This window comes from Pseudomonas sp. PvP025 (assembly GCF_017832155.1).
GTDB lineage: Bacteria > Pseudomonadota > Gammaproteobacteria > Pseudomonadales > Pseudomonadaceae > Aquipseudomonas.
Map to the genome: position 1 here is coordinate 4,373,576 of NZ_JAFIBJ010000001.1, position 11,618 is coordinate 4,385,193.

At 59.5% G+C, this 11,618-nt stretch carries 11 protein-coding genes; 5 read left to right on the forward strand and 6 right to left on the reverse strand.

The window, feature by feature from the left end; all coding sequences use genetic code 11:
• The first annotated feature begins 1 nt into the window (after position 1).
• Entirely contained in the window at positions 2-253 is a 252-nt protein-coding gene (gene grxC / locus JOE32_RS19000) for a glutaredoxin 3 (protein ID WP_209987449.1), read from the forward strand.
• Positions 254-291: 38 nt separating this feature from the next.
• Positions 292-771 carry a protein-export chaperone SecB gene (gene secB / locus JOE32_RS19005; RefSeq protein ID WP_057008561.1) on the forward strand — a complete coding sequence of 160 codons (480 nt, stop codon included), beginning with the start codon at positions 292-294 and terminating at the stop codon, positions 769-771.
• A gap of 118 nt (positions 772-889) precedes the next feature.
• On the opposite strand, the gene JOE32_RS19010 is transcribed toward secB, so the two are convergent.
• Entirely contained in the window at positions 890-1,345 is a 456-nt protein-coding gene (locus JOE32_RS19010; protein WP_209987451.1) for a tRNA (cytidine(34)-2'-O)-methyltransferase, read from the reverse strand.
• Between JOE32_RS19010 and JOE32_RS19015 the strand changes: the two genes are divergently transcribed.
• The gene (locus JOE32_RS19015) at positions 1,344-1,784 is read left to right on the forward strand and encodes a hypothetical protein (RefSeq protein ID WP_209987455.1); all 441 of its coding nucleotides are present in this window, start codon (positions 1,344-1,346) and stop codon (positions 1,782-1,784) included. The two genes, JOE32_RS19010 and JOE32_RS19015, sit on opposite strands and share 2 nt — an antisense overlap.
• A 446-nt stretch (positions 1,785-2,230) precedes the next feature.
• Here JOE32_RS19015 and ntrC read toward each other — a convergent pair whose 3' ends face one another.
• From ntrC to glnA, 4 genes are all read right to left on the reverse strand, one after another.
• Positions 2,231-3,667, reverse strand: a complete 1,437-nt coding sequence (gene ntrC, locus JOE32_RS19020; protein WP_057008558.1) for a nitrogen regulation protein NR(I) — start codon at positions 3,665-3,667, stop codon at positions 2,231-2,233.
• On the reverse strand, positions 3,664-4,749 hold the full coding sequence (gene glnL, locus JOE32_RS19025; protein WP_003237475.1) for a nitrogen regulation protein NR(II): 1,086 nt from the start codon (positions 4,747-4,749) through the stop codon (positions 3,664-3,666). Before glnL ends, ntrC begins: the two co-directional genes overlap by 4 nt.
• A 321-nt stretch (positions 4,750-5,070) precedes the next feature.
• On the reverse strand, positions 5,071-5,607 hold the full coding sequence (locus JOE32_RS19030) for a chorismate mutase (protein WP_209987459.1): 537 nt from the start codon (positions 5,605-5,607) through the stop codon (positions 5,071-5,073).
• 178 nt (positions 5,608-5,785) lie between these two features.
• Positions 5,786-7,192, reverse strand: coding sequence for a type I glutamate--ammonia ligase (gene glnA, locus JOE32_RS19035; RefSeq protein WP_057008556.1), 1,407 nt, complete (start codon positions 7,190-7,192; stop codon positions 5,786-5,788).
• A gap of 334 nt (positions 7,193-7,526) precedes the next feature.
• On the opposite strand from glnA, the gene thiI reads away from it, so the two are divergent.
• Positions 7,527-8,981, forward strand: a complete 1,455-nt coding sequence (thiI, locus tag JOE32_RS19040) for a tRNA uracil 4-sulfurtransferase ThiI (protein WP_209987462.1) — start codon at positions 7,527-7,529, stop codon at positions 8,979-8,981.
• A 139-nt stretch (positions 8,982-9,120) separates the two neighbouring features.
• Positions 9,121-10,941, forward strand: a complete 1,821-nt coding sequence (gene typA / locus JOE32_RS19045; RefSeq protein ID WP_057008554.1) for a translational GTPase TypA — start codon at positions 9,121-9,123, stop codon at positions 10,939-10,941.
• A gap of 193 nt (positions 10,942-11,134) precedes the next feature.
• Here the strand turns inward: typA and JOE32_RS19050 are convergent, their stop codons facing one another.
• Positions 11,135-11,569 carry a YkgJ family cysteine cluster protein gene (locus JOE32_RS19050; protein ID WP_024072902.1) on the reverse strand — a complete coding sequence of 145 codons (435 nt, stop codon included), beginning with the start codon at positions 11,567-11,569 and terminating at the stop codon, positions 11,135-11,137.
• Positions 11,570-11,618 lie beyond the last annotated feature (49 nt).

An 11,618-nucleotide genomic window follows, 5' to 3' on the forward strand; every position in this document is an offset into this window, starting at 1 on the left:
TATGAGCCAGGTTGTCGTGTATTCCAGCGATTGGTGCCCTTACTGCATGCGGGCCAAGGCCTTGCTGGAGAAGAAGGGCGTTGCCTTCGAAGAGATCAAGGTCGACGGCAAACCCCAGGTGCGCGCCGAAATGGCCCAGAAGGCGGGGCGCACGTCCGTGCCGCAGATATGGATCGGCGCCAAGCACATCGGTGGTTGCGACGACCTGTTTGCCCTTGAGCGCGGCGGCAAGCTCGATGCGCTGCTCGCCTGACTCCCAACCCCTAACAGCCCCAAGATCAAGGACCTGCGATGACTGACCAACAGAACACCGAAGCAGCAGAAGCCCAAGGCCCACAATTTTCGCTGCAGCGCATCTACGTGCGTGACCTGTCGTTCGAAGCGCCGAAAAGCCCGGCCATCTTCCGTCAGGAATGGACCCCAAGCGTTGCGCTGGACCTGAACACCCGTCAAAAGGCGCTGGAAGGTGACTTCCATGAAGTCGTGCTGACCCTGTCGGTTACCGTCAAGAACGGTGAAGAAGTGGCCTTCATCGCCGAAGTGCAACAGGCCGGTATCTTCCTGATCCAGGGCCTGGACGAAGCGTCCATGAGCCACACCCTGGGCGCGTTCTGCCCGAACATCCTGTTCCCGTATGCCCGTGAGACCCTGGACAGCCTGGTTACCCGTGGCTCGTTCCCGGCGCTGATGCTGGCTCCGGTGAACTTCGATGCGCTGTACGCGCAAGAGCTGCAGCGCATGCAACAGGAAGGCACGTCGACCGTTCAATAAGTCGATGCTGTAAAAATGTGGGAGGGGGCTTGCCTCCGATTGCAGTGGGTCAGCTACAGATAAGCTGGCTGATCCACCGCTATCGGGGGCAAGCCCCCTCCCACATTTGTTATGTGTGTTATTTGAAACCGAGTTGGCGCCAGCCTTCGTACACGGCGACGGCTACGGTGTTGGACAGGTTCAGGCTGCGGCAGCCCTCGCGCATCGGCAGGCGCAGGCGATGACCCTCGGGCAGCGCGTCGAGCACCTCGGCCGGCAGGCCACGGCTTTCCGGGCCGAACAGGAACGCGTCGCCGTCGGCAAAACTGGCATCATGGAAGGGCCGCGAACCCTTGGTGGTGAACGCGAACAGCCGGGGGTGGCCCAGGCTTTCCAGGCAACTGGCAAGGTCGGCATGGCGCTTGAGCGTGGCGTACTCGTGGTAGTCCAGCCCGGCGCGGCGCAGGCGCTTGTCGTCCATGTCGAAGCCCAGAGGCTCGATCAAATGCAGGTGGCAGCCACTGTTGGCGCACAGCCTGATAACGTTGCCGGTATTCGGCGGAATTTCTGGTTGAAAAAGGATGACGTGAAACATGCACGGCTCCGAAGGCAAAGATGCGCTGCATTCTACCCCTGAAGACGATCCGAGGCCGAAGCTATTGCCGCGTGTGATCGGCTCTTTGGCCATTGTCGGCTTGATGGTGGGGTTGATGATTGGTCGCCTGACCATTCCGGACCCGGTGGAGCTGCTGCGGGTGGAGACTGTCGCTGATGGCGTCGTGGTGTGGTTCAACCGCGAACCCAAGCTGCATGGCGAACACATCGACGGCACCGTGGCACTGCTGTTCGGCGCGCAGGGCAAGTCTGCCGGAGGGCAATTGCAGGTCAATGAAAGTCTGGTGAACTGGCGCGTGCGCAAGACCGATGGTGGCCTGCTGCTGAACCTGGTGTCAGCTCGGCCGTTGCGCGGGGAGTGGAAGGGCGAGTCGTTCGACGACCGCTGGCGGTTGGAGGTCCATCTCCAGGAGCAATAAAAGAGGGAGTTCCCGGCCTGCCTGTACCAGGGCTCCCAAAACGGGGTGAAGCCAGAGGCTTCGGTGTTAAAGAGGGGATTCTCGGCCTGCCTGTACCAAGGTCCCCGAAACTGGGTTGTACAAGGGTTATTGCAGGGCGCGTGCCAGAGTTTGCATGGTTTGCTAAAAACGTTTGCCATAAAGCGCAAAGCCCCGGAATACGGGGCTTTGGTGTTTTCAGCTTTAAACTTTTTTTCAATGGGTCTGGTTTTTGGGCGCGGTGTTCATGCCCGATGCCGGTTCATGGTGCATTGAAGCGGTGCACTATCCCGAACTCTATGAAGATCCAAGTGTGGGAGGGGCTTGCTCCCGATTGCGGTGTGTCAGCTAAAGATAAGCTGACAGAAACACTGCCATCGGGAGCAAGCCCCCTCCCACACTTGAACGGTGATGGATGCTGAAAAGTATCAGGCGTCATCGCCCTCGTCGTCGTCTCCACCGTCCACCTTCATGCCCAGTTCCTTGATCTTGCGCGTCAGGGTATTGCGTCCCCAACCCAACAACACCGCCGCGTCGCGACGACGCCCAGCCGTATGCTTGAGCGCGGTTTCGATCATGATCCGCTCGAACGCCGGCACTGCACTGTCCAACAGGTTCGACTGGCCGCGTGCCAGCGCCTGGTCGGCCCATTGGCGCAGGGCCTGTTCCCAGTTGGTCACCGGGGCCGAATCCTGCGGCAGGCTCAGCAATTCCGGCGGCAGGTCGCTGATATGCACTTCGCGCCCGGACGCCATCACCGTGATCCAGCGGCAGGTGTTTTCCAGCTGGCGCACGTTGCCCGGCCACGGCAGGTTCTTGAGGTATTCCTCGGTCTCGGTTTTCAGCAACTTCGGCTCAACCGCCAGCTCAAGGGCAGCGCGGCTGAGGAAGTGGCGCGCGAGGGTGGGGATGTCTTCGCGACGGTCCGACATGCGCGGAATATGGATGCGGATCACATTGAGGCGGTGGAACAAGTCCTCACGGAATTTGCCCGCATGCACCAGGGTTTCCAGGTTCTGGTGGGTCGCAGCGATGATGCGCACATCCACCTTGACCGGCGTGTGTCCGCCAACCCGGTAGAACTCGCCGTCCGCCAGTACGCGCAGCAGGCGGGTCTGGGTATCGGCCGGCATGTCGCCGATTTCATCGAGGAACAGCGTACCGCCGTCAGCCTGTTCGAAGCGTCCGCGACGCAAGTTGGCCGCGCCGGTGAACGCGCCCTTCTCGTGGCCGAACAGTTCAGATTCCATCAGGTCCTTGGGGATGGCGGCCATGTTCAATGCAATGAACGGTGACGCTGCCCGTGGGCTGTGACGGTGCAGGGCGTGGGCCACCAGTTCCTTGCCGGTGCCCGACTCGCCGTTGATCAGCACGGTGATGTTGGAATGGCTCAAGCGGCCGATAGCGCGAAACACTTCCTGCATCGCTGGCGCTTCGCCGATGATTTCCGGGGTGCGGGTCAGGGCCGGTGGCGCTTCCTGATTCTGCTGTTCCTGGGCGTGCTGGTTGGCGCGTTTGACCAGCGCCACCGCCTCGTCCACGTCGAACGGCTTGGGCAGGTATTCAAAAGCCCCGCCCTGATAGGAGGCGACAGCGCTGTCCAGGTCCGAATGCGCGGTCATGATGATCACCGGCAGGCGCGGGTGCTGCTCACGAATCCGCGCCAGCAGGTCCAGGCCACTGGCGCCGGGCATGCGGATGTCGGAGATGATCACGTCGGGCTGCTGACGCGCCAGGCGGCTCATGACGCCGTCGGCGCTGTCGAAGCTCTGGGTGGTCATGCCTTCCTGTTGCAGGGCTTTCTCCAGGACCCAGCGGATAGAACGGTCGTCATCGACGATCCAGACAGTTTCACTACGGCTCATGTCGATGGGGCTCCTTGTTCCAGTGGCAGAAAGATCGAGAACGTGGTGTGGCCGGGATGGCTCTCACATTCGATCAGGCCCTGATGCTGGCTGATGATGTTCTGGGTAATGGCCAGGCCCAGTCCGGTACCGTCCGGACGGCCGCTGACCATGGGAAAGAAAATGGTGTCCTGCAGGTCCGCAGGAATGCCCGGGCCGTTGTCGATGATTTCGACCTTGGTGACCAGGCGATGGCGTATGTGGCCAATGGTGAACTGGCGCAACGCGCGGGTGCGCAGGCTGATGCGGCCCAGGCGCAACTCGTTCTGGCTGCTGATGGCCTGCATGGCATTGCGCACGATATTGAGTACCGCCTGGATCATCTGTTCGCGGTCGATCAATACGTCGGGAATGCTCGGGTCGTAGTCTCGCACCAGCGTGATGCAGCCCTGGCTTTCGGCCTCGACCAGTTGGCAGACGCGTTCGAGCACTTCGTGCACGTTGGTCATCGCCAGGGACGGCAGCTTGTTGGAACCGAGCATGCGGTCCACCAGATTGCGCAGGCGGTCGGCCTCTTCAATGATGACGTTGGTGTAGTCCTTGAGATGCTCCTCGGGCAGCTCGCGCGCGAGCAACTGCGCCGCGCCGCGAATACCGCCGAGGGGGTTCTTGATCTCATGGGCCAGGCCGCGCACCAGCATCTTGCTGGTTTCCTGCTTGGACAGCTGGGCTTCTTCCTTGGTGATGCGCAGCAAGCGATCACGCGGGTGCACTTCCAGCAGCAGCAGAGTGGCGCCGTTGCTCAGGATGGGGGTTACGGCGTAGTCGACGGTCAGCGTCTGGCCGGTGAGGGCGGTGAGCATCGCTTCGCGCTTGGTAAACGGGTGTGCCTGCTCGACCGCCTGGCGCAACGAGCTCAGGGCTTCGGCGGACTCGGTGAACAATTCGCTGATGAACTGCCCATGGCTGCGCTGGCCGCTGATGGCCAGGAGCATCTCCGCCGCGGGGTTCATGTACTCAAGGCGCAAGTCGGCATTGAGCAGGATGGTCGCGGTGGTCAGGTTGTCGAGTAACAAACGGTGCAGTGCATCGCTGATGGTCATCAGGACCTCTTTTGGAGCAAGGCGCAGGCTTGAGGCACACGCTGATACAAGGAAAATGCAAAAACCAAACCAAGGCTCCGAAAAGAAGCGCGCAGGCCCTGAAATAGGGGGGGCAGGCGCGAAACTGTGGCGTTCTGCCAGCTTGAGCGGGAAGTTTCGAACCAAAATGGGATCGGCGAATGGGTAGGGTGCAAACTGTCGCACTAATATAGTGCGATTTTGTGAAGGTTGTTCAGCAAGGTGTCAGAGAACGTCCTGAATGCATACAGTCCAATGTGGGAGGGGCAAGCCCCCTCCCACATTTTTAATCGGGTTACAGGCCTAGCCTTTGTAGATGCACAACTCGGCTGTGGCGCGGATCATCGCCAGCTGGCGCAGCGGGTCGTTGAGCGGTTCATGCACGGCTTCGGCCAGCCATTGCGGGCACTGCGGATCCGTGCGCTGAGGGGTGAAATCAGCCAGTTGCTTGAGCAGGCTCTTTTGCAGCTCATCCAATTGCGGACGGATTTGCTTGACCAGGTCAGGGCGCGGATCGTCGGGCGCCTTGCCCTGGAACTGCCAGTCGGACAAGTGGGTGTACTGCACCAGTTTGTTCGCTTCGATCTGTGCCGAGAAGAACTGCTCGGCGGCGGCAGGGTCGAGCTTGTAGCTCGGTGCCTGGGCGACAACGCTGGCGATCACTTCCTGCTCGCGCTTCCTGTCTTCCACAGGCTTGTGGCTGTCCCACTTGCTCAGGGCCACCTGGTCGGCGATCTCCAGACGCTCGGCGATGCTGTTGAGCAGCGGCTCAAGGGTGGGCGGCGCGGCACTGGCGGTGGCGCTGGCAAACATCAAGGCAAACAAAAAACGTACTTTCAAAGGTGATCTCCTTGTGGGAGGGGGCCTGCTCCCGATGGCGGTGGGTCAGGTTATACAGGTATTGCCTGACACTCTGCCATCGGGGTATGCCCCGTCCCGCATTCTTCATGCTCAGGCAAAAAAAAGACCTCCGAAGGAGGTCTTTTTTCATCACGCCGCCTTAGGCGGCGCTACCGGATCAGCAGCTGTAGTACAGCTCGTATTCCAGTGGGTGTACGAAGGTGCGCACCTTGATTTCTTCAGCGCTCTTGAGCTCGATGTAGGCATCGATGAAGTCGTCGCTGAACACGCCGCCTTTGGTCAGGAACGAACGGCCCTTGTCCAGCTCTTCCAGGGCCTCTTTCAGGCTGCCGCACACTTGCGGGATTTCCTTGGCCTCTTCAGGCGGCAGGTCGTACAGGTTTTTGTCGGCGGCGTCGCCAGGGTGGATCTTGTTCTGGATGCCGTCCAGGCCAGCCATGACCAGCGCAGCGAAGGCCAGGTACGGGTTGGCTGCCGGATCCGGGAAACGTGCTTCGATACGGCGAGCGCGCGGGCTGGACACGTAAGGAATACGGATCGAGGCCGAACGGTTACGGGCCGAGTAGGCCAGCATGACCGGCGCTTCGAAACCTGGGACCAGACGCTTGTAGGAGTTGGTCGACGGGTTGGTGAAGCCGTTCAGGGCCTTGCCGTGCTTGATGATGCCGCCGATGAAGTACAGGGCGGTGTCGGACAGGCCGGCATAGCCTTCGCCGGCGAAGGTGTTCTTGCCATCTTTGGCGATGGACAGGTGAACGTGCATGCCCGAACCGTTATCGCCGTACAGAGGCTTTGGCATGAAGGTCGCGGTACGGCCGTAGGCAACGGCGGTGTTGTGTACGCAGTATTTCAGGGTCTGAACTTCGTCAGCCTTGGCTACCAGGGTGTTGAACTTCACACCGATTTCGTTCTGGCCGGCAGTGGCCACTTCGTGGTGATGCACTTCGATGACCAGGCCCATGTCTTCCATGGCGTTGCACATGGAGGTGCGGATTTCGTGGTCGTGGTCGAACGGTGGCACCGGGAAGTAGCCGCCTTTGATGCCTGGACGGTGGCCATGGTTGCCGCCTTCCACGTCCTGGTCGGACATCCAGGAGCCTTGCTCGGAGTAGATCTTGAACATGGAGCCGGAGATGTCGGACTTGAACTTCACTTGGTCGAAGATGAAGAACTCTGGCTCCGGGCCCACGAATACGGTGTCACCGATACCGGTCGACTTCAGGTATTCCTCGGCACGCTTGGCGATCGCACGTGGGTCGCGGTCGTAGCCTTGCATGGTCGAAGGCTCGATCACGTCGCATACCAGGATCAGGGTAGGCTCTTCGGTGAACGGGTCGAGGACGGCAGTGCTGTCGTCCGGCATCAGGATCATGTCGGAAGCTTCGATGCCTTTCCAGCCAGCAATGGAGGAACCGTCGAACATTTTGCCTTCTTCGAAGAAAGCATCATCCAGCGCGTCGCGAGCCGGCATGGTCACGTGGTGCTGAGTGCCTTTTGTGTCCGTGAAGCGCAGATCAATCCATTTAACGTCATGATCTTTGATGAGTTGAACCGACTTCGACATGGTGTCCTCCGGGTGGCTTCGGGCTGGGGTAGTGGAGTTAGCCCTTAGAATGTGGGTGATGCCGGCGCGGATAGTCCGCCATGGCAACCTGCCTCACAAGAGAGCAAATTGCATGCCAGTGCGCCAACATGGGTTTTGTGCTCCAAATGCGACCCTATAAAGGTGCATAACGACAAATGGCAAAAAGATGCGCACTGCAATGTAGCGTTGCCCGATGAAAATGCACGCATTTAGTGCGTGGCAAGTGCGGTGCATATTAACTGGTTAAACCTTGAGCGATTTCCGCTATAATCCGCGCCCCCCTTTTTCAGCAGGCCCGGCACGCGCTGTTTCCATGAAATTAATCGTAAAAGTCTTCCCTGAAATCACCATCAAGAGCCGACCGGTACGGATGCGTTTCATCCGTCAGTTGGCCAAGAACATCCGTGCCGTGCTCCGCGATCTGGACCCGGCTGTGGTGGTCAACGGTGTGTGGGACAACCTCGAGCTGGAAACCCGCCTGACCGACGCCAAAGCCCTGAAGGACATGACCGAGCGTCTGAGCTGCATGCCGGGCATCGCGCATTTCCTGCAGGTGGACGAGTACCCGCTGGGCGACTTCGATGACATCACCGAGAAGTGCAAACTGCACTTTGGCGATGAGCTGGAAGGCAGGATTTTTTCGGTACGCTGCAAGCGCGCCGGCAAACATCCGTTCAGCTCCATGGATGTGGAGAAATACGTCGGCAGCAAGCTGCGTCGCGAGTGCGGCGCGGCCGGAATCTCCCTCAAAGCGCCGCAAATTGAAGTGCGCATGGAGATTCGCGACCAACGGTTGTTTGTGATCCACAGCCAGCACAACAGCATCGGCGGCTACCCGCTGGGCGCCCTGGAACAGACCCTGGTGCTCATGTCCGGTGGTTTCGACTCCACGGTGGCGGCCTACCAGATCATGCGCCGCGGCCTGATGAGCCACTTCTGCTTCTTTAACCTGGGCGGGCGTGCACACGAATTGGGCGTGATGGAAGTCGCGCACTTTATCTGGAAGAAGTACGGCAGCTCCCAGCGCGTGCTGTTTGTGAGCGTGCCGTTTGAGGAAGTGCTGGGCGAAATTCTCGCTAAAGTCGATAACAGTCATATGGGCGTGGTTTTGAAGCGTATGATGTTGCGCGCTGCGTCCCGCATTGCCGATCAGTTGCAGATCGACGCGCTGGTGACCGGCGAAGCGATCTCCCAGGTGGCCAGCCAGACGCTGCCCAACCTGTCGCTGATCGACTGCGTGACCGAGAAGCTGGTGTTGCGCCCGCTGATCGCCAGCCACAAGCAGGACATCATCGACCTGGCCGAAGAAATCGGCACCGCCGATTTCGCCAAGCATATGCCGGAATACTGCGGGGTCATCTCGGTGAACCCCAAGACCCACGCCAAGCGCAACCGCGTGGAGTATGAAGAACAACAGTTTGATATGGCGGTTCTGGAGCGTGCGCTCGAGAACGCCAAACTGGTCCCGATCGATCGCGTGATCGACGAGTTGGGCCAGGATGTGCAGATCGAAGAAGTCAGCGAAGCCCTGGCCGGTCAGATCGTCGTCGATATCCGTCACCCGGATGCCGCCGAGGATGAGCCGCTGGAAATCGCCGGCATCGACGTACAAACGCTGCCGTTCTATGCATTGAACGCGCGTTTCAAGGAACTGGATAACAGCCGTCAGTACCTGCTGTATTGCGACAAAGGCGTGATGAGTCGCCTGCATGCCCACCATTTGCTCAGTGAGGGGCATGCCAATGTGCGCGTTTATCGACCGAGCTAAGAGCCCGGGGCTGTTTGCCTGTGGCCTGCGTCACCGGCCCCCCGACTCTGCCGTCAAGCTGTAACGGCAAGGCCTGACTCTACTGTTAATCGCTGCCACGACCTGTCAGCACACCGAATCCTCTGATCGAGATACACAAGTGATCGAAAATCTACGTAACATCGCCATCATTGCTCACGTTGACCACGGTAAAACCACCCTGGTAGACAAACTCCTGCGCCAATCCGGCACCCTGGAGCGCAACGAGCTCAACGACGAGCGCGTGATGGACTCCAACGACCAGGAAAAAGAGCGCGGTATTACCATCCTGGCGAAAAACACCGCCATCAACTGGAACGGCTACCACATCAACATCGTGGACACCCCGGGCCACGCCGACTTCGGCGGCGAAGTAGAACGCGTAATGTCGATGGTCGACTCCGTGCTGCTGCTGGTTGACGCTCAAGACGGCCCTATGCCGCAAACCCGTTTCGTGACCAAGAAGGCGTTCGAAGCCGGCCTGCGTCCGATCGTGTGCATCAACAAGGTTGACCGTCCAGGCGCGCGTCCGGACTGGGTTCTGGACCAGATCTTCGACCTGTTCGACAACCTGGGCGCCACCGAAGAACAGCTCGATTTCCAGGTGATCTACGCCTCGGCCCTGAACGGTATTGCTGGTCTTGACCACACCGACATGGCTGAAGACATGACCCCGCTGTACCAGTCGATCGTCGACAACGTACCGCCGCCGAAAGTTGACCGTGAAGGCCCGTTCCAGATGCAAATCTCGGCACTGGACTACAACAGCTTCCTGGGTGTTATCGGCGTTGGCCGTATTGCCCGTGGCAGCGTCAAGCCGAACACCCCGGTTGTGGCTATCGGCGCCGACGGCAAGAAGCGTAATGGTCGTATCCTGAAGCTGATGGGCCACCACGGTCTGCACCGCATCGACGTTGAAGAAGCATTTGCCGGCGACATCGTGTGCGTCAGCGGCATGGACTCGCTGTTCATCTCCGACACCCTGTGCCAGCCGGACACTGTCGAGGCGATGAAGCCTCTGACCGTTGACGAGCCAACCGTTTCGATGACCTTCCAGGTGAACGACTCGCCGTTCTGCGGCAAGGAAGGCAAGTTCGTGACCTCCCGTAACATCAAGGAGCGTCTGGACAAAGAGCTGCTGTACAACGTTGCACTGCGCGTTGAAGAAGGCGACTCGGCTGACAAGTTCAAAGTCTCCGGCCGTGGTGAGCTGCACCTCTCGGTACTGATCGAAACCATGCGTCGCGAAGGCTTCGAAATGGGTGTTGGTCGTCCGGAAGTGATCATCCGTCAGGTTGACGGCGTGAAGCAGGAACCGTTCGAAAACGTCACCATCGACACCCCTGAAGAATCCCAGGGCAAGGTCATGGAAGAGATGGGCCTGCGTAAGGGCGACCTGACCAACATGGTGCCGGATGGCAAGGGCCGTGTACGTCTGGAATACAACATCCCTGCTCGTGGTCTGATCGGTTTCCGTAACCAGTTCCTGACCCTGACCAACGGCGCTGGCATCCTGACCTCGATCTTCGATCGCTACGACACCATGAAGTCCGGCGACATGTCCGGTCGTCAGAACGGTGTTCTGGTATCGGTAGAAACCGGCAAGGCGCTGACCTACTCCCTGGAAACCCTCCAGGCGCGTGGCAAGCTGTTCGTTGAACACGGTCAAGAGATCTACAACGGTCAGATCGTTGGTCTGAACAGCCGTGACAACGACATGGGCGTCAACCCAACCAAAGGCAAGAAGCTCGACAACATGCGTGCTTCGGGCAAAGACGAAACCATCGCTCTGGTCCCACCTGTTCGCTTCACCCTGGAACAGGCCCTGGAATTCATCCAGGACGACGAGCTGTGCGAAGTGACGCCTAAGTCGATCCGCCTGCGTAAAAAGATCCTGGACGAAGGCGAGCGTACCCGCGCTGCCAAGAAATCCAAGAACTGAGTTAACTCAGGCTGAATAAAAACGCCCCCGGTCGAAAGGCCGGGGGCGTTTTTTTATGCCTGCAGTTTTTGGTGGTGGCTGTACTGGCCTCATCGGGGGCAAGCCTCTTCCCACCTTTGAATGTGTTCACAGATCAAAATGTGGGAGGGGGCTTGCCCCCGATAGGGCCCTCAACAGCCCCACAAAACCCGAATCAGAACTTATCGAGGGTCTTGAACTTGGTCTCGCGCACCACTTCCTTCGGCTTGTACGCGCAGTACCCCGGCCGCGGGCCGATTTTCGGGTGGTTGCGGCAGGTATCCGGGCGCTTGTCATAAATAGTGCAGAAGCGCGTCTTACGATCCAGGTACAGGCAATCGTTGTTGCTCATGCGCTGCAGGGTAAAGATCTCGGATTTGTTGTTGTAGCGCTCCACGATGCCTTCCTTCTGCAACCGCTTGGCGATGTTCTTCGGCGGGTCACCGCGCTCGAATTCGTCGACGATGCCAATGCGGATCAGGTCCTTGATCTTCACCTCGACCGGCAGCGTGCAGCAGCTGGACACGCAGCCGCCGCACATGTGGGCGGAATATTTCTGCCAGGTTTCCAGACGGTCGAGTTCCGCGGCGGCGATCAGTTGAGGCTTCATCAGGGTTCCAGGGTGGGGCGGTAGCAGGGCGCGCGATCATACCGGGATT